20 protein-coding genes and 1 riboswitch are annotated in these 23029 nt (G+C 48.6%); of the genes, 18 read left to right on the forward strand and 2 right to left on the reverse strand.

Translation table 11 applies throughout. The annotated features are described in order from the left end of the window. Positions 1-24 precede the first annotated feature (24 nt). The gene (locus PH235_RS03625) at positions 25-1155 is read left to right on the forward strand and encodes a YdeI/OmpD-associated family protein (protein WP_272161063.1); all 1131 of its coding nucleotides are present in this window, start codon (positions 25-27) and stop codon (positions 1153-1155) included. 274 nt (positions 1156-1429) lie between these two features. Here the strand turns inward: PH235_RS03625 and PH235_RS03630 are convergent, their stop codons facing one another. Beyond that, the gene (locus tag PH235_RS03630; RefSeq protein WP_272161064.1) at positions 1430-2209 is read right to left on the reverse strand and encodes an SMI1/KNR4 family protein; all 780 of its coding nucleotides are present in this window, start codon (positions 2207-2209) and stop codon (positions 1430-1432) included. 182 nt (positions 2210-2391) lie between these two features. On the opposite strand from PH235_RS03630, the gene PH235_RS03635 reads away from it, so the two are divergent. The 10 genes from PH235_RS03635 (at position 2392) to PH235_RS03680 (ending at position 12883) form a co-directional block, all read left to right on the forward strand. Next, entirely contained in the window at positions 2392-2949 is a 558-nt protein-coding gene (locus PH235_RS03635) for a LemA family protein (protein WP_177208645.1), read from the forward strand. A 36-nt stretch (positions 2950-2985) separates the two neighbouring features. After that, positions 2986-3894 carry a zinc metalloprotease HtpX gene (gene htpX / locus PH235_RS03640; RefSeq protein WP_272161065.1) on the forward strand — a complete coding sequence of 303 codons (909 nt, stop codon included), beginning with the start codon at positions 2986-2988 and terminating at the stop codon, positions 3892-3894. A 228-nt stretch (positions 3895-4122) separates the two neighbouring features. Then, positions 4123-4872 (forward strand): hypothetical protein, encoded by a 750-nt coding sequence (locus PH235_RS03645; RefSeq protein WP_272161066.1) that lies wholly within the window; start codon positions 4123-4125, stop codon positions 4870-4872. A 175-nt stretch (positions 4873-5047) separates the two neighbouring features. Further along, positions 5048-6133 carry a D-alanine--D-alanine ligase gene (locus PH235_RS03650; protein WP_272161067.1) on the forward strand — a complete coding sequence of 362 codons (1086 nt, stop codon included), beginning with the start codon at positions 5048-5050 and terminating at the stop codon, positions 6131-6133. 140 nt (positions 6134-6273) lie between these two features. Beyond that, a complete protein-coding gene (locus PH235_RS03655; RefSeq protein WP_272161068.1) occupies positions 6274-7650 on the forward strand; it encodes a UDP-N-acetylmuramoyl-tripeptide--D-alanyl-D-alanine ligase in 1377 nt (458 codons plus the stop codon). A 405-nt stretch (positions 7651-8055) separates the two neighbouring features. Beyond that, positions 8056-9630: a DEAD/DEAH box helicase gene (locus PH235_RS03660; protein WP_272161069.1), complete on the forward strand. Its 1575-nt coding sequence runs from the start codon at positions 8056-8058 to the stop codon at positions 9628-9630. A 123-nt stretch (positions 9631-9753) separates the two neighbouring features. Next, positions 9754-10104, forward strand: a complete 351-nt coding sequence (gene acpS / locus PH235_RS03665; protein ID WP_106449935.1) for a holo-ACP synthase — start codon at positions 9754-9756, stop codon at positions 10102-10104. A gap of 13 nt (positions 10105-10117) precedes the next feature. Continuing rightward, a complete protein-coding gene (gene alr, locus PH235_RS03670) occupies positions 10118-11239 on the forward strand; it encodes an alanine racemase (protein ID WP_272161070.1) in 1122 nt (373 codons plus the stop codon). A 314-nt stretch (positions 11240-11553) separates the two neighbouring features. Then, positions 11554-11599, forward strand: a riboswitch (PreQ1 riboswitch). A gap of 6 nt (positions 11600-11605) precedes the next feature. Then, a complete protein-coding gene (locus PH235_RS03675; RefSeq protein ID WP_234402536.1) occupies positions 11606-12094 on the forward strand; it encodes a QueT transporter family protein in 489 nt (162 codons plus the stop codon). Positions 12095-12235: 141 nt separating this feature from the next. Further along, the gene (locus tag PH235_RS03680; protein WP_272161071.1) at positions 12236-12883 is read left to right on the forward strand and encodes an MBL fold metallo-hydrolase; all 648 of its coding nucleotides are present in this window, start codon (positions 12236-12238) and stop codon (positions 12881-12883) included. Between the two features lie 75 nt (positions 12884-12958). Here the strand turns inward: PH235_RS03680 and cbpA are convergent, their stop codons facing one another. Continuing rightward, on the reverse strand, positions 12959-13600 hold the full coding sequence (gene cbpA / locus PH235_RS03685; protein ID WP_086628963.1) for a cyclic di-AMP binding protein CbpA: 642 nt from the start codon (positions 13598-13600) through the stop codon (positions 12959-12961). A gap of 384 nt (positions 13601-13984) precedes the next feature. On the opposite strand from cbpA, the gene PH235_RS03690 reads away from it, so the two are divergent. The 7 genes from PH235_RS03690 to PH235_RS03720 all read left to right on the forward strand — a co-directional run bounded on the left by PH235_RS03690 (position 13985) and on the right by PH235_RS03720 (position 22951). Further along, entirely contained in the window at positions 13985-15319 is a 1335-nt protein-coding gene (locus PH235_RS03690; RefSeq protein WP_272161072.1) for a hemolysin family protein, read from the forward strand. A 70-nt stretch (positions 15320-15389) separates the two neighbouring features. Beyond that, on the forward strand, positions 15390-16118 hold the full coding sequence (locus tag PH235_RS03695; RefSeq protein ID WP_272161073.1) for an O-methyltransferase: 729 nt from the start codon (positions 15390-15392) through the stop codon (positions 16116-16118). 470 nt (positions 16119-16588) lie between these two features. Next, complete coding sequence (locus PH235_RS03700) at positions 16589-17965, forward strand: L,D-transpeptidase family protein (RefSeq protein ID WP_272161074.1); 1377 nt, start codon at positions 16589-16591, stop codon at positions 17963-17965. Positions 17966-18175: 210 nt separating this feature from the next. Continuing rightward, positions 18176-18883: a response regulator YycF gene (gene yycF / locus PH235_RS03705; protein WP_272161075.1), complete on the forward strand. Its 708-nt coding sequence runs from the start codon at positions 18176-18178 to the stop codon at positions 18881-18883. Positions 18884-18889: 6 nt separating this feature from the next. Beyond that, positions 18890-20737: a cell wall metabolism sensor histidine kinase WalK gene (gene walK, locus PH235_RS03710; RefSeq protein WP_272161076.1), complete on the forward strand. Its 1848-nt coding sequence runs from the start codon at positions 18890-18892 to the stop codon at positions 20735-20737. Further along, complete coding sequence (locus PH235_RS03715; protein ID WP_272161077.1) at positions 20734-22050, forward strand: YycH family regulatory protein; 1317 nt, start codon at positions 20734-20736, stop codon at positions 22048-22050. The genes walK and PH235_RS03715 overlap by 4 nt, the downstream gene beginning before the upstream one ends. Further along, positions 22040-22951, forward strand: a complete 912-nt coding sequence (locus PH235_RS03720) for a two-component system regulatory protein YycI (RefSeq protein WP_272161078.1) — start codon at positions 22040-22042, stop codon at positions 22949-22951. The genes PH235_RS03715 and PH235_RS03720 overlap by 11 nt, the downstream gene beginning before the upstream one ends. The last annotated feature ends 78 nt before the right edge of the window (positions 22952-23029 follow it).

Below are 23029 nucleotides of genomic sequence, written 5' to 3' on the forward strand. Positions count from 1 at the left end.
CAAGGAACGAGAGGGGAAGCGAAGATGGCATACGAACCTAAAACCAAGCCGACGGAAGTGTCTGTGCAGGAGTTTATCGAGGAGATTCAGCAACCGCAAAAGAAAGAGGATGCTTACGCGCTGTTGTCGTTGTTTTCAGAAGTGACCGGAGAGGAAGCCAAAATGTGGGGGCCGAGCATCATCGGTTTCGGAAAATATCATTACCGGTACGCGAGCGGCCATGAAGGCGATGCCCCGCTGGCAGCTTTTTCGCCGCGCAAGACGGCATTGACGTTTTATTTTATGTTGCCGGATGGAAAACGGGAAGAATTGCTTGCGAAGCTCGGCAAACACAAAATCGGAAAGGGCTGCGTGTACGTCAATAAACTTTCCGATATCGATACAGTTGTGCTGAAGGAGATGATCCGGGAAGACATCGCTCATGCGCACCAACTTTATGGGGAACAAGTCGCCGGCAAACCACTTCCGGCGACAACGCCGATCACGAAGCGGCTGGGATTCGAGAAATTCCAAAAGCGTGCCGTTCTGGGGAAAGAACGCGCCATGTCTGACGATTTTGCGGACTTGGATTCCTATGATACAGATTTGGATTCCGGGAAATACGATCTAATTTTTTCCTATGTCCTGACGCTTGAGGAACTGAATGAACGCGTATGGGATACGATCAAAGCGGAGCGCCTGAATCCGGAAGGCTACCTTTATATCGCTTATCCGAAAATCGGGAACAAGACCTATGACACATCGGTGCATCGCGATGCCATCTTTCCGAGTCTGGGCGTGGACGACGGCAACGGTTATGTCGGCGACAGCACCTTGAAATTTGCGCGGATGGTCAAGCTGGATGATACGTTCACGCTCGTCGGGATGAAAAATGATGTCAAAGGAAAAGGCAAGCCAACCAAAGCAAGCAGCGGCAATGTGGCCGACTATGAGCAATTCATCCCGGATGTGAAGAAATATCTGAAGGCTGAGCATCCGGAGGCTGCGAAGCTTTATGCGGAACTGACGCCGGGCTATCAGCGGGATTGGGCCCGCTACATCTACAGCGCCAAGCAAGCCGCTACGCAAGCAAAACGCAGAACGGAGATGCTCGATATCCTCGGCAAAGGCCACAAGACGAAGAACCTTTATCAACAGTGGCTGAAGGAACAATAGTAACAACAAAAGCAGGGAAGTGCCGCGTTGCGGCAATCCCCTGCTTTTAGCTTTTGTTATAAGTTTCCTGTCTTCTCCGGTGAACAGAGGCTTCGCCGGAGTTCCGACTGATTTTTCGGGTCCTCCTCCGGCGAGCCTTTCCTAGTCGGAAGTGACGGCATTTTCGCAGCACCAGCTCCGAGAAGCCCTTCCTCATCGGAGTTGGTGCTGATTCTGCGATCCCTTCTCCGGCGGGCGGAACGAGTGCGCACTGTCCGCGCGCATTCGCATGTATTCACTCATCCGCAAGCTCTTTTTCCAGCGTTCTGGCCAGTGCTTGGATCGCAGAATCCTGATCAGCCAGAAAGTTCGCCAGCACAGCGTGGACCGTATCCGGCAGCTCGTTCCTGAAGTAAAGAATCTGCGTTTCCAGCGCTTCGCAGGCGATTGTTCGGCAGGCCTCATCGGGATGATGGGAAAAATGCTCTATCCATTGGAGATACCATTGTTTGTCCGGGTCATCCTCGAAGTGCAAAAACAGCTCTGGCAGTTCCGCGGCGTCGGCCAATAAAAAAGCGTGCTCTCCTTCGGTATGCGTGAGCCGGATCTCTTCAGGAACAGTCAGCGGTCCCGGTGTCAGGCAGCGCAAGAATTGGCCAAAATCGGCAGCGACAGTCTGCCAATTGTCCGTTTCGATGTCGATGTGCCGGATACTCGGCTCTCCGGATGGGGACAGTTTTGAATAATCGAAGGCAAAGAGTTGGTTGCCGTTGCTGCTGAAAATCACAAAATAATCCGGCAGCCCCACCGTACGTGCAATGTCTTGTTGGGCATACAGGCTGTTCTTGGGATCGTCGTGAAGCCCGAGGATGGTATGGACGGCTGCGTAATCGATGCCGTCGGAGGTCGGCTCTGTGGTCGGGATGCGGGAGCACAACAGATAGCCGCCGTTCTGTTCCTCCAGCAGGTCAATATAAGCCCGAGGCAGTTCGGCTGCGGTGATGTCTTTGTACAGCGGCTCGGTTTTGAATAGGATGGGCAGATTTTTTTTGGTTTGTTGCGGGATGAAATACATACGGACACCTCATCTGATTTTCTTTCCTTCATGATATCACATAAGCCAACACTTTTCGGCGAAGAGATGGTTAGTCTATTTTTTTACAAAACGAATAGACTCTTCTATAATGAGAGGTGTAGACGGAAATTTGTCTAGGTCAGCCGTTAGGTCGGCAAGAGAGAAAAGGAGCTGTGAGCAAAATGGATTGGTTAATAGGAATCATTGTAGTGGCAGCGATCATCGGGGCAGTATGGATCTCGTTGTATAACAGTCTTGTGAAAAATAAATTGTGGGTAACGGAAGCTTGGAGCCAGATCGATGTCCAGTTGAAACGCAGGAACGATCTGATCCCGAACATCGTTGAGACAGTCAAAGGCTATGCAAAACATGAGCAGGAAACGTTGACAAAAGTCATCAATTTGCGGAACATGATTTCGGATATGGGAACCGAAGATCCGGCCAAAAAGATGGAGCTGTCCAATCAACTGTCGAGCCAATTGCGGACCGTTTTTGCTTTGGCGGAAGCGTATCCCGATCTGAAGGCGAACCAAAATTTCTTGGCATTACAGGAAGAATTGTCCGCAACGGAAAATAAGATCGCTTATGCGCGCCAATTGTACAATTCGAGTGTTACGCAATACAACATCAAATTAGGGACATTCCCGAGCAATGTTGTGGCAGGTGTCCATGGGTTCCGCCCGGAAGTCGTTTTGGCTACCCCGGAAGAAGAAAAAAATGTACCGAAAGTATCGTTCTGAGAAAATATGATTTTGATGGAAAGTTGGTGAGTACCTTTGCTCCATCAACAAATTGAGCAGAATAAACGGCGCACCGTGCTGATCGTATTCTTATTCTTTCTCCTGTTTGCGGCATTGGGGGCGGCCATAGGCTATCTGAATTGGGATAACGCCTTGTCCGGTGTTGCGCTTGCTTTGATCATCGGATTGGCCTACGTTGTCATCATGGTGGCACAATCCACACAAGTGGTCATGAGCCTGAACAATGCCAAGGAAATAACGGATAAAGCGCAGTACCCGATGCTCTGGAATATTGTCGAGGAAATGACGATCGTGACGCGGTTGCCTTTTCCGAGAATCTTCATCATCGAGGACGAAAGCCCGAATGCGTTTGCGGCCGGAAATTCGCCGGAAAAGGCATCCGTCGCCGTGACGACGGGCTTGCTGAAAAAACTGAACCGGGAAGAATTGACTGGGGTGTTGGCGCATGAGTTTGCGCATATCCGCAACTATGACATCCGCTTATCCACTGTCGCTTTGGCGATAGCGGGATTGATCGCGTTTTTGGCCCAGTTCAGCACCCGGATGATGTTTTGGGGTGGCGGCGGCCGCCGACGCAGAAGCGATAACAGTGGAGGGGCGGGCATCATATTGCTGATCCTTTCCTTGCTGATCCTGGTTCTTTCGCCCTTTGTGGCCACCATCATCCGCTTGGCACTCTCCCGCAACCGTGAGTATCTGGCTGATGCGAGTGCAGTTGAGTTCACGCGCAACCCGGAAGGATTGAAATCCGCTTTAAGCAAAATAGCGACAAGCGACCCGATGGAGGCAGCGAATGCGGCCAGCGCCTCGCTCTATATTGTGAATCCTTTCAAACGGATGAAGGAGGGCGAAACAGAAAGCGATGGCTTGTTTTCGACCCACCCCTCAACGGCAAACCGAATCAAACGATTAGAAGCTATGTAAATAGCTTCTTTTTTTCGGACGTTTTATGCAAATTGTACAAATAAAGTTCGGTTTTTGATGTGAAAACCCTTTCAGTTTGTTGCTGTGAAAAAAAATAGGAGAAAAAGGCAAATTATCTTTGTAAAAGATACGGATTTGTAATAATATTAACATGGTACTGATACCTTAATCGGTTTTGCACGTAGTAGAATGATAATAAGGGATATTTCGGAAAGGGGGGGATCATTCATGAGCGAAGATATGTTATATGTTCACTATGAAACAGTCAGCAATTATGTTTTGAGCAAAGGGATAGCGGTTAAGGATTACACAAAGTTAGCCCGGAAGCTTCCGGAAAACTTGTTGTTGGTGGACGGAAGAAAAAGCATCGGAACATATGATAATCATACCGGTTTTCAGGTTATCAAAGGCCAAGAAAACGTAAAAACATTCTTCCAAAAAGGGACGGACAATCAAACCGCTATGGGAAAATGGATTGATTTTGTGAATGTGGATATGTTGCATCTCCTCACCCCAATCGAAATATCCGAGATCCTGTATATCGCCCATGCGCATACACACCTGCACTCACCATTCTATTATAAATTGCAAAACAACTACATCTATCTTACGTTGCCGAATGGCTTCATAAAAATGTACTATCGCTACCTGGAGCAATTCCATGAGCTGTTCGCCGAAGCCATCACCGTCAAGTTGAAGGAAAAAGTGAATGAGAAGAAGCGCTTTTATCAGAAAGACAAAGAGATTGCGCCATTCCCGATCGAACGCGTGAAGGAATTCATTCCAATCTTCAAAGAAGGAGCCGTAATCTCCTTCAGGCAGATGAGCATCGAAGAAAATACATACTGTATCCCATTATTCATTGCGGAAGACCGTTACGCCAGCATCGGTGGCCGTTTCAACGAAAAGGATTCGGTGGGCACCATCTGTTATGACATGGAGCGCAACGAGTGGAAAATAGACATAGACTTTGATTGAAAGCCTAAGCCGGAACTTAGGCTTTTTCTGTATCCATTGAGCCGGAATCAGCTATTTTGGCCCCAGCAAGACGGATGCCCACCCACTTTTCACAAAAATCGTTTTAGGCAAAAAATAAATATGGTACAATGTTTCATGATTAAGGTAGTTATCAAAAAATTCGGAGGATTTCTCGATGAAAATTTATTTGATTTACGGCGGAAAGAGCGCTGAGCACGATATCTCGATTCTGACAGCACATTCAATCATAAAGGCGATCTATTTCAACTATTATGAAGTTGTGCCCGTCTATATCACCAAGGCAGGCGCATGGATTCAAGGGCAATCCCTGTCTGAACCCGTGGCATTCTCTGAGAACCTTTATTTAGAGCCAGGTTCCGAGAAGCGCTTTGCCGATTCGCAGGATGGGAAATCCTACGGCGAACTTATTTCACCGGCAGACATCCAGTCTGAGGACGCTGTCATTTTCCCGGTATTGCATGGCCCCAACGGAGAAGATGGAACGGTGCAAGGGCTGTTTGAAGTCCTGAATATGCCGTATGTCGGCTGCGGTGTCCTTGCCAGCGCCAGCGGAATGGACAAAATCGTCAGCAAGCATCTTTTCCAACAAGCAGGGTTGCCGCAAGTGCCTTACGTGGCCGTTACCCGTAGCGACTGGAAAAATGACCGCGAGAAGATCTTCATCCAATGCGAAGGCAGCCTGATTTATCCGATGTACATAAAGCCAGCCAATATGGGCTCAAGCGTCGGCATCTCCAAAGCTACGAATCTTGAAGAGCTGACCGCAGCGATCGAGACGGCTTTCCGCTATGACCGTCGCGTGGTCGTTGAACAAGGCATCGAAGCCCGTGAAATCGAAATCGCGGTATTGGGAAATGACGATGTTCATACCTCCGTACCCGGTGAAATCGTTAAAACCAAAGATTTCTATGACTACGAAGAGAAGTACGGCAATGAAGAAGTACTGCTGCAGATTCCGGCTGAATTACCGGAAGAGATCACCGCCAAATTGCAGAATTATGCGACAATCGCTTTCCAAGCGCTTGACGGCAGTGGTTTGAGCCGTTGCGATTTCTTTGTGACAAAAAACAATGAAATCTACATCAATGAAGTCAATACTTTGCCTGGCTTCACTTCCCGCAGCATGTATCCGTTGCTTTGGGAACACACAGGATTGAAGTACAGTGATCTGGTGGAAGAGTTGATCCAGTTGGCCTTGAAACGCCATGAAGAAAAACTATCCTATCAATTTGTAGAATGATGAATGAAAGGCCGTGATTTTCCTGATCGCCAGCAGCACCGAAAGCATGGAATGCTTGCTGCGAACCCAGGGGAAGGACGGCCTTTTTTTAGATCAGAGGGAAGGGCTTCTGAGAAATAATTGGAAATGAGGAACCAAATATGAAACCATTACGCATCATCGATGTTGTGAAAGCTGTTGGAGCGATCGACTATACGTCGGCCAATCGCTTCGCTGAAGTAAATGCTGTCGTCTTCGACTCCCGTAAAGCAACGCCCGACAGTTTGTTTGTGCCTTTGCAGGGGGAAACGGATGGGCATGATTATGTCCAATCGGCAATCAAGAACGGAGCGGCAGCAACTTTATGGAGCCGCGCAGCGGGAGAAGCGCCTGAAGACATTGCCGTCATTCTGGTGGACGACACGCTGGAAGCTTTGCAAAAACTGGCGGAAGCCTACCTGAATATGATCCAACCTAAAGTGGTCGCAATCACCGGCAGCAACGGGAAAACGACCACCAAGGACATGACGGCTGCCGTCCTGTCCGCGCGGTTCCGTGTCCACAAAACGGAAGGCAATTACAATAATGAAATCGGCATGCCGATGACCATTCTGGAGATGCCGGAAGACACGGAAGTGCTGGTGCTTGAAATGGGCATGAGCAACTTCGGCGAAATCAGCTTGTTGAGCCGATTGGCCAAACCGGATGTCGCCATCATCACGTTGATCGGGGACAGCCATCTGGAATTCCTCGGGAGCCGCCGCGGCATCGCCAAAGCCAAATTAGAAATTTTGGAGGGGCTGAAGCCGGAAGGGACGTTCATTTATCCTGGTGATGAGCCCTTGATTATGGAAGAGCTGCCTCAAGGAAGCAACTTCCGTCAGCTGACTTTCGGTACGGACGAAAAGGATGCGGTCAATGCGTATGACATCGTTCCCGGCAAAACCAGAACAACTTTCCATGTGAACCTGGATCCGAATATCAATCTGGACATCCCGGTATTGGGCGTGTACAATGTCCGGAATGCTTTGGCCGCATTAGCCGCTGCCCAAGTGTTGGGCATGACGATCGCCGAAGTGAAGGAAGCGTTGGCGACTTTTCAGCTGACCGCCAACCGCACACAGTGGCTGGATGGCGTAAATGGCTCGCAACTGTTGAATGATGCCTACAATGCCAGTCCAACTTCGATGACGGCCGTACTGCGGTCATTCGCGCATCTGCCGCGTGAGGGCAAGAAAATTGCGGTGCTCGGGGATATCCGGGAATTGGGCGAACGTTCTGCTGAAATGCACGCTGCCTTGGCGGCTGAAATTTCCCCTGCGGAGTTCGATCAGGTCTATCTGTACGGCACCGAAATGGCCGCTCTTTATGAAAACTTAAAGACTGCCTTTCCGGAAGGGAAACTTTATCATTATGTTGGGGAGAAGGCGCCGTTGATCGATAAGCTGAAGGCAGAGCTTCAACAAGCCGATCAAGTGCTGATCAAATCCAGTTTCGGCACTGATTTATTGGCGGTTGTGGCAGCTTTGCGTGTATAATAGGAAATGTAAGGGAAATTGGATGGGTCGTGTCGTCGCAGAAGCAAGGGGATCCCTTTTTCAGCCAATTTGGAGCGTAGGTGTCAATTGTCGGTAAATTGTAGATTCACTTGTCATTTTCATTAGAAATATCCTTACAACAGGGTTTTTTTGTAAGAAATTTCATTATTTTAAGAGAAAATGATTTGTAAAACTATGCGGAACGTGTTATTATTGCTGATGGTAAGAATAGAGAAATAAGAGGGTTTTTTCTGCGAAGTGCAGAATGTTTGATTTATCAAGCTTTCTATTCAAGGGATTAAGTAAAAAAGGTTTATCTTTTATTTATAAGATTATGAACCGTATTTAGATACGGGTAAAAGAAAAGACTCTCTAAATTTTAGTTTCTCAAAATTAGGAGGAAACATGAAATTTTCAGAATTAGGTTTAGATGCAGTATTATTACAGTCGATTGAGACAATGGGCTTCGAGGAAGCAACACCCATCCAAACGGAAACTATTCCTTTGGCGCTCAAAGGATTAGACGTTATCGGCCAAGCACAAACAGGTACTGGTAAAACAGCTGCTTTTGGATTGCCGATGTTGCAAAAAATCAACACAGAAAACAAAGCTATCCAAGGGATTGTTATCGCGCCAACGCGTGAATTAGCGATTCAAACACAAGAAGAACTTTATCGCTTAGGCAAAGACAAACATGTATCAGTACAAGTTGTTTATGGTGGAGCAGATATCAGCCGTCAAATTCGCGCTTTAAAAAACAAACCGCAAATTATTGTTGGGACACCGGGCCGTCTTTTGGACCACATCAAACGCAAAACAATTCGTTTGGATCATATTGAAACGCTAGTTTTGGATGAAGCAGATGAAATGTTGAACATGGGCTTCTTGGAAGACATCGAAAGCATCCTTAGTGAAACACCATCTGAGCGTCAAACATTGTTGTTCTCAGCAACGATGCCTGACCAGATCAAAAAAATTGGTGTTAAATTCATGCATGCTCCAGAACACGTGAAAATTAAAGCATCTCACGCTTCCGCTAACTTAATTGATCAATATTTCGTCAAATGTAAAGATTTCGAAAAATTCGATACAATGACTCGTTTGTTCGACGTTCAAAATCCGGAATTGGCTATTGTATTCGGCCGTACAAAACGTCGTGTTGATGAATTGTCTAAAGGATTGGAACTACGCGGTTACCGTGCAGAAGGAATCCATGGCGATTTGACACAACAAAAACGTATGAGTGTTTTGAATGCATTCAAAACAGGCGATTTGGATTTCTTGGTAGCGACTGACGTTGCTGCGCGTGGATTGGATGTTACAGGTGTTACACACGTGTACAACTACGATATCCCTCAAGATCCAGAAAGCTATGTTCACCGTATCGGCCGTACTGGTCGTGCCGGTAAAGAAGGTATGTCAGTGACTTTCGTTACACCAAACGAAATGGATTACTTGCGTACAATCGAAAACTTAACTAAAAAACCGATCACTCCACTACAACCACCAAGTGATGAAGAAGCTTTCCGTGGCCAAGTAAAATCAGCTATGGATGAAGTGGAATCATTGGTTAAAGAAACAGAAACAGACAAATATCAACGTGCAGCTGTTCGTTTGCTTGAAGAGCACACTGCTGAAGATTTGGTGGCAGCATTCTTGAAGAGTCTTTCTAAAGATGCTACTGATGTTCCTGTTAAAATCACACCAGAACGCCCATTGCCTTCAAGAAAAGGTAAAGGCGGCGGCGGTTACAAAGGTAAGAGCACAGGCGGCGGCTACAAAGGTAACCGTGGTTCATCAGAAAGACGCGGAAGCGGCAGTGGCGAACGCAGCGGAGAACGCAGTGGCAACAAAAATCGCTCAAGCGACAGCAAACCACGCTCCGGCGGCAAACGCTATGATGACAAACGTGGCGGCGGCAGCGCCGGCGCACCTAAAAAAAGCAGCCATAGCTTCACTATCCGCAGCAACAACGACTAATTCGTGATCAAAAACCTCTTCCCCTGGCGTAGGCCAATTGGGGAAGAGGTTTTTCTTATGGTGAAAATTTGGTTCGTTTTTGGTAAAATGAGAACAATGCATGCAGAATAGGCGGTGATTGGAATGATTTATGGAATAGGATTGGATGTAACCGAGCTGGACCGCATCACGAAAGCCTATGATCGGCGTTCGGGTTTTGCGGAACGGGTTCTGACCGAAGCGGAACTGAAGTTGTTCCTGGCTCTGAGCGGATCACGCCAAATGGAATTTCTGGCCGGGCGCTATGCCGCAAAAGAAGCTTTTTCGAAGGCTTATGGCACAGGCATCGGCAAGCTGTCTTTCCAAGATATCGAAATTTTGCCCGGAGAGAACCGGAAGCCTGAAATAACCAAATCTCCGTTCGATGGGACAGGATTCGTTTCCATCACCCATTCGGGGAACATCATTGCCGCGCAAGTGGTATTAGAAAAGTAAAGGAGTTTTAACCATGGTAGTAGGAAAGCACCGTCCCACAATAGAAACTGTCGATTTGGAAGCTATTTCGTGGAATATCCAACAAATCAGGAAGGGTCTGTCACCTGGAAAGAAATTTTTCGCGGTCGTAAAAGCGGATGCCTATGGACTTGGGGCCGTCCCGGTCGCGAAAAAGGCAAAGGAAGCTGGCGTGGACGGGTTCTGTGTCGCTCTGTTGGATGAGGCGATGGAGCTGCGGGAAAATGGGCTGTCTGATGACTTCATCATGGTTGTGGGCCCAACGGAGGCAGAAGACGCTGCGCTCATAGCGGACAACGGAATCAGCGTAGCTGTCACTGCAGCGGAATGGTTGGATGCTGCCTTGCCGTATCTTCAGGGACGGAAAACTGAGCTGCCGGTCCGCGTGCATTTGGCGATCGACACCGGGATGGGCCGCATCGGTCTGCGCACGGTCGAGGAGGTCAAAGCTTTCGAAGCGCGCCTTGCCGAGCTGGATGGCTTTGTTTTCGAAGGCATCTTTACCCACTTCGCAACGGCCGATGGTGAAGATCCGACATTGGTGGATCGCCAGCTGGCTTTGTTTGAAGAGATTTTGCAGGGGATGGCGCAACGCCCACCGATTGTGCATCTGGCGAATTCGGCGATTTCACTTTGGCATGAAGCGTTCCGGACGGATGCGGTCCGCGTCGGAATCGCAATGTACGGCTACAACCCTTCCGACACCGTGTTGGAGCTTCCTTATGAATTGAAACCATCCGTACAGTTGGATACCCAGATCAGTTATGTCAAACAGATGCATGAAGGCGACACGATCGCATACGGCGCCCGCTACCGTGCTTTTGAGGGAGAATGGATCGCTACACTTCCGATCGGCTATGCCGACGGGTGGAGACGGGATCTTCGCCATCAGACGGTCATCGTCGATGGCCAACGCTGCCCGATCCGCGGAGTCATCTGCATGGATCAATGCATGATCAGCCTTCCGAAAGAATATCCGGTCGGGACGAAAGTGACGCTCTTGGGGGAAAACGGCGGACTCGTCAACAATCCCTCCGAAATGGCGGTAACGATCGATACAATCGGCTATGAAATCTTGACGGGTATCAACGCCCGCGTTCCGCGCGTCTACAAATAGAAAAACAGAAAAACCAGTAAAGCTGTCGGGTGCCTGTCAGGGGTAGGCAGCTTTTTTGCTGTTGTGTATGAAGGGAACGAATGCGGAGTAGCGGAGGAGCTCGAGAGCTCCAACTCCGGCCAGTAGCGGCCCACCGGAGGATAGCTGCCGAACGGAATCCCACCTCCGGCCAGAAGCGCTTCACCGGATAAGAACAGTCATACGGGGCCGAATCGTCGGCGCGCTTTTTTTTGGGTAATGAAAATCAGATGAAAATGCGCCGTTAGTCGTTTTCAAAAGCGAGCATGTGTGGTAAACTGTTTTAGCTCTCGGATGAGTGCGTGGTTCGTCTACCATCCCACGAAAAAAAACTAGGAGGTTTTTAGATTGAGTACAAGAAAAATGGTTATCAATACAATTATCGCGGCGCTTTATGTTGCGTTGACAGGGATTTTTGCTTTTATGTCGTTCGGTGCCGTCCAATTCCGCGTTTCAGAAATGCTGAATCATTTGGTGGGTTACCACAAAGATTATAAATACGGTGTTTTGGCTGGTGTATTTATCGCCAACCTGATTTTTTCAACATTAGGGGCTTGGGACTTGGTGTTCGGATTTGGTCAGACGTTGATCTCTTTCCTTATTCTGGAAAAATTGTTCAAACCCAACGATTCTGAAATGAAGCGCATGATGATGACCGCGGTCGTCTTCACGGTGACGATGGTTCTTGTCGCAATCGAGCTCTATATCGTTCTTGATTTGCCTTTCTGGTTCAGCTTTGTGACAGCGGCATTCGGGGAAGCTGTCGTGCTGGTTGTTTCAGCACCGCTCATGAAATACATGAACAAAATCATCGGTTTTGCTGAAAAAATGGCTTGATCCATTAAAAAATCATATGAGAAAACTGGAGAACGGGGGCTTTTGCTGGATGAACAGCAGAAATCCCTGTTTTTTGCTAGGATATTTCTCATCGTTCTCTTATAATAGAGAGGTAATCGAAAAAGAGGGAGGCAACAATATATGGAAATGTACGCAATTACAGTCGGTCCTATCCAGGAAAACTGTTATTTTTTAATCGGAGACCATGAGAATGATACGATCATCTTTGATCCAGGTGAGCAAGCGGAGGACATCATCGCAGCCATCGAAGAGAATGAGTTGCATCCGATAGCGATCGTGTTGACACATGCGCACTATGATCACATCGGAGCCCTCGAAACAATCCGGGAAAAATACGATGTTCCCGTCTATCAAAATCCTATCGAACGGGAATGGCTGTTGGATCCGCAACTGAATGGATCAGCACGCAATCCGAACGTTCCCGATGTCCGACTGGCGAAGGAAGCGGATGTCTTCTTCGAGGAGATGGGGCCTTACGAAATCGGAGAATTCCGTTTTGAGATGCAACATATTCCCGGGCATTCGCCAGGAAGCACCGTCTTCATTTTCCGCGAGAACGGGTTCGCGATCGTTGGGGATGTCATCTTCAAAGGAAGCGTCGGCCGCAGCGATTTGCCGGGCGGCAGCCATGAAACTTTGATCGAAGGAATCCAGAAATATATCGTACCTCTTCCAGGGGAAACGGTCCTGTTCCCGGGACACGGTGATCCTACGACAGTAAGGGAAGAAATCTATTCAAACCCCTATCTGAATGGCGCTACCCGCTAATCCGGATGCGCGCGAAAAAAGTCGGACAAGCACAAGGCTTCGTCCGACTTTTTTTGATGCGTAAATGGAGCTTTTTCAGAAATCGACTTGCAGGTTTTCGATTTCCGTCACACGGAAATCCTTGCGCTCCAGCGCCTTTACGATGGAGTCCAGCACCTGTTTGGGTGTGCCGGCGGGTAACGTGACCAATACCCTGCGCAACGCGTCTTCCCGGTTGATGTCCAGGGAAATGCAACTGGCGATGGAGGAATAGCGGTTGATGATTTTGGTTATGTGGTACAGATCGCCTTTTTGACCGGGTGCGATGACCGTCAGTACGTAGCTGCCGACATCGATGCTCCATGATTGGGCCAACATGTTCAACAAGGCGTTATGGGTCAGGATGCCGTAAAAGGTCATATCCTTATTCAAAACGGAAATGTAGGGCAATTCTTTGATGGTAAAAAATACCTTAAAGAATGAACTGTCTATCGAAATGAATTTTGTGGCATTCTTCAGCAGATGCGTAACAGGCAGGTTCATGTCCCCGCCGTTCGCTTTGTGCCGATAGATATGCATTTTGTAGATATTTCCACGAAAAATGGTTTCTGTTTCGTCCAAAATCGGAACGCAACGGTAGCCGGAATCTTCAAGGATATCCAGTGCATCCCGAAGTGTGGCTGACTCTTTGACGATGGTCAGCTCTCGTTTGGGAATGGCAAGTGAGCGGATAAGCATATATTTAAAATCCTCCTAAAAACACGGTGTCTAATGTGATAATAACATTAAAATAAAAAAAAGCAACGGTTATAAACGCATAGTTGGAAATTCTTAAACATTTGATAAATCAAGCAGTAAAGCCCTTCCAAGGCGATGGCAACCTTTAGTAAACATTAGATTGGAATGAGAACACTTGTCGGTACCGGTAGGTTGAAGGAGGAAGAGCCGGAAAGCTCCAGCAGGTGCCATGTGAAAAATCTCTTGATTTTTCGAGCGGAGTTCACTATATTAAGTAGTATATAATTGAACAGAATCTATATTTTTTTATGCAACTGCACAGCACCTTGTTTCAGGGCATGCCCCAGTTGCGTGAGTCATCATGAAAAAGGAGAACAAAAACATATGAACCCAGACCCCGAAGGCCAGTCGTTACTATCAAAAATAGCATTGATCCTAACCCTGACTTTACTGAATGCTTATTTCGCCTCAGCCGAATTGGCATTTGTTTCCATCAACCGTTCCAAAATCGAGAAGCTGGCCAAAGACGGCGACAAGAAATCACAAAAGGTTTTGCGTCTCTTGGAGAATCCGGATGATTTCTTGGCCACTATCCAAGTTGCCATCACATTTGCCGGATTCTTCAGCAGTGCGTCCGCTTCATCCAATTTCGTCGGCTATATCGAACCGTTGTTGGGAAGCGTCGCCGGCGGCAAAACGATAGCGATGATCATCATCACCGTTGTCCTTTCCTACATCACGCTCGTGTTTGGTGAACTGTACCCTAAACAGATCGCCTTGCAGATGCCCGAAACCATTGCGCGCCATACTGCTGGCCCGATCGTTGTCGTCAAGACTCTCTTCAAGCCGTTCGTTTGGCTTTTGTCATTTTCGACCGGTATCCTGAAGAAGCTGACGCCGATCGAATTCACGAATGAGGAAGAGAAGCTCACCCGTGATGAAATGAAGGCCATCCTGGCACAGAGCCGAGGCGAAGGGGTCATCGACCCATCAGAGTTCACGATGATGCAGGGGGTGCTTTCGTTGGACACAAAACTTGCCCGCGAATTGATGGTGCCGCGTACCGATACCTTGATGATGGATTTGGATGATGATCTGGAATACAATATCGCGCTGGTTCTGAACAGCCAATATTCCCGGATTCCGGTCTATGAGGAAGACAAGGACAATATCATCGGCGTTCTGCATATGAAAAATGTTTTGAAGGCGTCAAAGGAAGTCGGTTTCGAGCGGATCGCTTTCCGTGAGTTGGTCAATACGCCTTTGTTCGTCCCTTCCACTATTTATATCGATGATCTCTTGGTCGAGTTCCGCAAGACTCACACGCATATGGCCATCATCAAGGATGAATACGGTGGCGTGGAGGGGATCATCACCCTCGAGGACCTTTTGGAGGAAATCGTTGGGGACATTGAAGATGAATATGATGAAATTTACCGCCTGTCGAAAAAAATCGATGACAATCATTATGTCGTGAATGGACGCATGCCGCTGGACAAGTTCAATCAATTGTTCAAGACGGCGATCGCTTCCGAAGAAGTGGATACGATTGCCGGATACATGATCGAGGAACTCGGTTATTTTCCGAAAGATGATGAGCATGCGACGATTCAGACCGGAGAGTACCTGCTGACGACTACTCAGGTCGAAAGCGGCCGGATCCGTGGCATCCGTGTCACGAGAGAGCCCGTCCAAACAGTGATTGTAGACGATGAATAAGCACAAGGCTGGGATCCATTCCCAGCCTTGTTGCCATTGATAAAAGAGTATGCGATAAGGAGAAAAAAGTATGGCATTGAACGAAATGATGGACAGACCCGTCGTAAAGAAAGAACTGGTCGCTTTTATGCGCGACAGACTGAAACGTTTCCCTGGAGAATTGGGGGAACTGGAAAAAACAGCGAATGAAAGAGGCGTGCCGATCATCCCGCATGAAACAGCTGTTTTCCTGAATATGCTGCTGGGGCAGATCAAACCTGAACAAATATTGGAAATCGGCGCGGCAATCGGTTTCTCAGGCAGCTTGATGGCGCAACATGTCGGAGCGCAAGGCCACGTCACGACCATCGATCGTTTTGAGGTCATGATCAACCACGCAAAAGCAAACTTTGAGAAATTGGGCATCACGGACAAGGTGACGCTTTTGGAAGGCGATGCGGCGGAAGTCCTGCCTACCTTGGAAGGTCCGTATGATTTCATCTTCATGGACAGCGCGAAATCAAAATATTATGAATTTTTGCCCCACTGCATCCGGCTGCTGAAGAAAGACGGCATGCTGGTCATCGATGATGTTTTCCAAGGCGGCACCATCCTGGATGATGAAGCTGACGTTCCGAAAAGGGTCCGCAAGATTCACCGCCGCCTGAACAAACTGATGGATACCGTGCTGGACCACCCGGCATTGGAAACGTCCCTTGTGCCTCTTGGGGATGGACTGTTGCTGATCGTCAAAAAAGAAGACTTTGATTTCGGCTATATCCTCGATGAAATCAAAGCAGAGAACCAGAATCGCGCATAGGAATGCAGGCCTGCCTCATAATGAGACAGGCCGTTTTTGATTTGCGTGGCGCCAGGTTGCCGGAGGAGAGCCAGTAAAACGAGTCCCAACTCCGGCAAGCGGCCGCCCGCCGGAGCAGACAGGTAACAATCGGCTGCAACTCCGAGGAAGCGGTCTTTATCGGAGAACGCAAGCAAAAATGTAGTCAAACTCCGGCGAAGCCTGCTTTCACCGGAGGAGAACATTGCGGTGGACACCCAAATCAGCCCGCCCGGAGCATTGCGGGGCTGGTGAAAACGGGGGCGTGTTTGTTGCATTTCTTCCGCTTGGGTATTATGATTAGTGTCTTAGAAGCCGTCCTATTATAAAAAAATTAAGATAAAATAGGTTGCTTTTTAAAGAAAACATGGTAAAGTAATAAAAAGTAAGTCGTGATGATTTGTAACACAAATGTAATCGAATCGTAACAAAACGAGAAGGTGGTCTGGACAGTGAAAAAGAAACCCATCATCATTGGCGCTACAGCGGTCTTATTGGTCGCAGCCGGATACTTTGGTATAGGTAGCTATTATGAGGATAAATTCTTACCGAATACGATGCTGGATGGCATTGACATATCGAATGATACCGTAGCCCAAGCAAAAGAAGAGACAACCGCAGCAATCGCACAAGCGCAGATTCAAATCGTCGAAAGTGGAGAAACTATCTTTGCATTCACACCCGCTGATCTGGGCGTTTCCATCGACAACACCGAGAAATTGGAAACGATGAAGGCGGAACAAAACGCTTGGAATTGGCCGATTTTGTTATTCCAAGATAAACAGGAAGAAACCGATCTGAGCGGCGTATCTGTTGACGAAACGGCTTTCGGGAACATCTTGGCAGGAATGCCGTTGGAGAACGAGAGCCGCACGGCACCCGTGAACGCTACAGTCGTCAAAGGGACGGAAGGCTACTCGATTTCGCCTGAAACGGCAGGGAATATGGTCGATCTGGAACTGTTGAAGGCAACGATGCTGGAAGCGATCATTGCCGGAGAAACCGAAATCGATCTCGCGCAGGCGTATCAACAACCGACATTAACCGCGGATGATCCGATTCTGGCTGAAACGTTGCAAAAGCTGGCTGATTTGACGGATACGGTTATCCAATACACGATTTCCGGACAGACAGAGACTGTGCCGCAAACAGCCATCATTGAGTGGTTGGGCATAGACGAGAACGGCGAAGTGTTCGTGAATCGCGAAGGTGTTGCAGCCTATCTGCAGGGACTGAGCGACAAATACAGCACCTATTCCCGTACGCGGGATTTCTTGGCGACGGACGGTGAAACGGTCCAGGTCCCATCCGGCACATATGGATGGACACTGGCTGTCGCAGCTGAAACGGATAACCTGATCAGCTATGTTTTGGCAGGGGAAGACGTGACGGTAACGCCGAACTACAACGGCACCGGCTATCATGCGGACGGCGCGGACATCGGCACCACCTATGTCGAAGTGGATCTTTCAAGCCAGCACATGTGGTATTACCAAGATGGCGTCGTTGTGCTTGAGACGGATATCGTTTCCGGTCATCCGATGTCACCGACTCCGACAGGGGTCTTCTATATCTGGAACAAAGAAGAGGATGCCGTTTTGAAAGGCTACAATCCGAGAACCGAAAAGGATTACGAATCGCCTGTCGAATACTGGATGCCTGTCGAGTGGACAGGTATCGGTATCCATGATTCATCATGGCAGCCTGCTTACGGCGGTGAATATTGGCTTACCGCCGGCTCGAATGGTTGTGTCAATACGCCACCGGGGGTAATGGCTGAACTGTTCGGGATGATCGATATCGGGGTTCCGGTCATCATCCACAGCTGATGAATCAATGAACAAATGCCATAACGTCAAATAGGGGGATGAGCCATCAGTCAGGAAAACGATTGATGGCTCGTCCTTTTTTGTACAGTCGTGCGGGTTCTGCGTGTGGATAATTCAGGAACGCTTTGCACATAATCGGCTGCAATTGTATAATAAAGAGTAGACGTTCCGAAAGGGACCGAGAGTTGCAAGAAATAAGGAGGTTTGAAGATGAAAAAGGTATTAGTGGTAGACGATGAAAAACCAATCTCAGATATAATCAAGTTTAATCTGACCAAAGAAGGTTATGAGGTCTTCACTGCATTTGATGGTGAAGAGGCCTTGGCGCAGTTTGCGGAAGTGGGCCCGGATATCATCCTGCTGGATCTGATGCTGCCGAAGATGGACGGATTGGAAGTCTGCCGGGAAATCCGCAAGACGAGCGATGTGCCGATCATCATGCTGACGGCAAAAGACTCTGAAATCGACAAAGTGCTTGGGCTTGAATTGGGTGCAGATGACTATGTCACGAAACCATTTTCTAACCGGGAATTAGTCGCGCGCGTAAAAGCGAACTTGAGGAGACAAGCCTCTCCGGTTGCGGCACCGCCTGAAGAAGACGATACGAACGAAATCAAAATCGGAGCACTGATCATCCATGAAGATGCCTACATCGTGTCGAAGCGCGGGGTAGAAATCGAGTTGACCCACCGCGAATTCGAATTATTGCATTATTTGGCGAAACACATCGGCCAAGTGATGACGCGGGAGCATCTGTTGCAGACTGTATGGGGATATGATTATTTCGGCGATGTCCGCACTGTCGATGTGACGGTCCGCAGACTGCGCGAAAAAATCGAAGATACACCGAGCCATCCGACTTGGTTGATCACGCGAAGAGGAGTAGGCTACTTCTTGAAGAATCCGGATCAGGAGTAACCATATATGAACAAAAAGATACGTTTGGTTCACTCCATTCATTTCAAGATACCGATGCTGTTCATTCTCCTCCTTTTGGTATCCCTGCAACTGATCGGGGCTTATTTTATCCGTGAACTGGAAACGAAAATGATCAGCAACTTCGACAGCCAGATGACCCTGAATGCGGGCTTTCTGGAGAAAACGCTGCAGCCGATCCTGATGGCCGATGATACGGAAAGACTGGAGGAGTCGGTGCAGACCATCCTCAGCGATTTTACGGGCGCGAACATCCTGGAAACGCAGGTCATGGATGAGCAGGGGTATATTCTCGGAATCAATGACCAAACGCTGCAATCTTTGATCGGAACGAAGTCGACCGATCGGGATGTCCAACAAGTCATTCTTCTGGATGCACCCTCCTCATACCAATATGTGAAGGAAGACACGAACAGCCGCGTGCTGAAGAACATCAGTCCAATCTATTCGACTGACAATACGGGTACCCTTATCGGGGTATTGGTGATGGAATCGAATATCGAATCGGTCTATTCACAGATGAGCCAGACGGTGAGCATCTTTCTGAATGCTTCAGTAGTGGCGATCATCATTACGATTGTGCTGGCTGTGATCATCTCCCGCGGTATCACGCGTCCCATCTCCGAGATGCGCAGGCAGACGGCCAATATTGCCGATGGGGATTATTCCGGCAAGGTGACCGTCTATGGAGCGGATGAGTTGGGCGAATTGGCCGATACCATCAACGATCTGTCCTACAAAGTCAAGGATGCCCAGGAAACGACGGAATCGGAGCGCCAAAGGTTGGATAGCGTCCTGCGGCACATGACGGATGGCGTATTGGCCACCGACCGCCGCGGCAAGATCATCATCATCAACAGCCGGGCGATGGATCTGCTCTCGATTTCCCAGGACAAAGCGATCGGGCAATCGATCATGAAGGTGCTGAAACTGGGCGAGAAATTCACTTTCCGTCAGTTGTTGGAGACGCAGGATGAATTGATCCTGAACATCCCGACAGAGGATCAGGATACGATCCTGCGCGGGGAATTTTCCGTCATCCAGCGGGAATCCGGCTTCATCAGCGGATTGGTCTGCGTGCTTTCCGACATTACAGAGCAGGAAAAAGTCGAACAGGAACGCCGCAGCTTCGTTTCGAACGTGTCCCATGAATTGCGCACACCGTTGACGAGCGTGAAAAGTTACACAGAATCGCTGATCGACGGTGCTTGGGAAGATAAGGATATCGCCCCGGAATTTCTGAAGGTCATTTCCACCGAGACCGATCGGATGATCCGGATGATCACCGATTTGCTGAATCTCTCCCGTATGGACCAAGGCAAACAGGAACTGAACTTGGAGTTCGTCAGCATCAACGAGCTGGTCGCGCATATCATCGATCGCTTCGAAGTGGTGTTGAAATCGGAACAGTACCGCAACAAAAAATATAAGATCGAACGAGACTTCACGCAACGTACGCTGTGGGTCGAAATCGATCAGGATAAATTTATCCAAGTGATCGACAATATCATGAACAATGCCATCAAATATTCTCCGGACGGCGGGAAAATCACCTGCAGACTGATGGAGACGCACAACAGTGTCGTCATCAGCATCACCGATGAGGGTTTGGGCATTCCGCGCAAGGACATCGGCCATGTCTTTGACCGATTCTATCGGGTGGACAAGGCGCGCGCCCGGTCGATGGGCGGCACCGGACTGGGATTGGCCATTTCCAAAGAGGTCGTCCAGTTGCACGGCGGGAAAATCTGGGTAACCAGTGTGGAAAATAAAGGGTCCACTTTCTTTATTTCCTTGCCTTACATTCCGATGGACGAGGAGGATGAGTGGGAATGAGACAAAAAGAATCACCGATGCTGAGTGCTCTACTGTACACATTGGTCGCAATCAGCCTGTTCCTGACTGTCAGGATCCTTTCCACTCCGAGCACAGTCGGGTTAAGTCAGAATTCGACGACATCCGTCTCTGCCAATTTGACCAACACGAAGAAGATAGAGGATGTCTTTGCGCCGATAAGGATGATCGTCCATACGGATAAGCGCATCTACTTGACGCAAAATCCGGAAATCATGAAGAGCGTGAATGAACTGTTGGGCGAGAGTTTGCTTGACGGGATCGAAGGTGTCTCCACCTACACGCAGGAGGAGTTTGATGCGCTTATTCTGGCGCCTACCCAACTGGAGATCCGCTTTGCCGAGGAAGTCCCACTGGAGTTGCTTTCGCGTTATTTCACGAATCTCCAGGAGGACTATTATGATGACACGATCGATCGGATCATCCTCAACTCAAAGGAAGAGGATCCCGTCTATCTGTTGAATGATGAAACGAAGCAAGTGTTCACCGCAGCGCGGCCGGATAATGTGCTGCAGCCGTTGGTGGACCTTTACGAAGGACAAAAGGATGCGTACATGGAAGTGGAATCGTATGAATCAGAATCAGCCATCTCCTACCTTCCGAAAGAGGCAATCACGATCCAAAAGTTGGTCTATCTGGTTGAAAAGCCTTCGAACAGCTATTTCATCGATCTGCTTTTCAATGATACTACCGACCTGAAGGATAACGGAAACGATGAATTCGTAAGTTACAGTGATAACATCTCCGAATTGAGCATCCATAAGGAAACCGGGCAGTTGAGCTATTACCGCAACATCCTCGATGCCGAGGAGTTGCCTGATTATCGGTTGATCCGCGACAGTTTCCATGAAATCAAAATGTTGGACAACTGGACGAATCCTTTTTATTTCTATGGGTTCGATGAGGGTACGGATAACGTTTATTACCGAAGATACGTGAACGGCTATCCGATTTTCGGGGAAGTCGATTACGGTTTGACGCGGATCCATATGTCCGGATCATCCATGACGGAACTGCAATTCCTGACGCAAGTCATCCAGACGCCGCTGACGGATCGTAGAGAGGATGTCACGCTATTGAGCGGGACAGACCTTTTGGCCGCGCTGGATGCCGGTGGCTACAGCAGCCAAGAGATTCAGATGATCGCATTGGGGTATGATTGGACATTCAGTGAAGAATCCAACCGTCTCGTCAATTTGACGCCAAAATGGTTCATTCAGATCGACGGCTCATGGAAGTCGTTGGACCAATGGATCGGCGGAACGGAAACGGAGGCGGATGATAGTGGACTTTAGACGCATCAAAATCATTTTTATCCTCACCTTCGCAGCTTTGAACCTCTATCTGCTCAGCGTGTTGTTGGAAAAAAATGCGACGACTTTGAGCTTCGGCAGCGAAAGCACAACGCTGAACATCGAAGAGGCAATGAAGGCAGATGACATCAGCTTTCCGGCTTTGTCGACCGATCAGGAGAAGATCCCTTTGCTGAAGACGGACAAAGGCGCCACGCTGGAAACCGATCAATCAAAACTGGTGAATCAGACGACTGTCTTTGAAGATGGGGTGTTGTTCAGCACCTTGTCCGAGCCGATCCCGATTGAGATCGATGCGGAAGATTTGACGATTGTCGACCGAACGCCGATTACAGATTTCATCTTGCAAGGCAACGTCCTCTACGGAGCTGAATATACCTTCCTTACCTATTTGCCGCTCAAAAGACAACTTGTGTACGCGCAAGTCGCAAACAGTATTCCCATCGGCGACAGTACGGGCAGCATCACGTTCAACTTGGATCCCGATTATGAGGTCATTTCCTATGAACAGACATTTGCGGGTGTGGCGGAAGTACAGGGCAGCAGCCGGATCGTGATTTCGCAGAAGCGGGCGGTCGAAGCGCTGTACCTCAACAACCAGATTCCCTCGAATTCCACCGTGCGGATGGTGCAGTTGACCTATTACCGCACGTTGAGCCTGTCGGATATGGATATCTACAGCCCGATGTGGTACATCGAGATCAAAATCGAAAACGCGCCTGTGGAAATCAGACGGGTGGACGCCTTGACGGGCAGCATCATCACGACGTCCAGTGTTTCGCTTCCGTCAGCCGAAGCGCAAATCAAGGCGAAGACAGCCAACAGCAGTGCCTTGCTGCTGGAGGAAGAGGACTCTTCGCAAACAGACAACGCACTGGATTGAAACGGCTGTTGCTTTTTTAACGAACACAAACAAAAGGAAGGATCTCGAAATGAGGTTCTTCCTTTTTTAACTTGGTTA

The sequence above is a fragment of the Trichococcus sp. K1Tr genome (assembly GCF_028309625.1).
Classification (GTDB): Bacteria; Bacillota; Bacilli; order Lactobacillales; family Aerococcaceae; genus Trichococcus.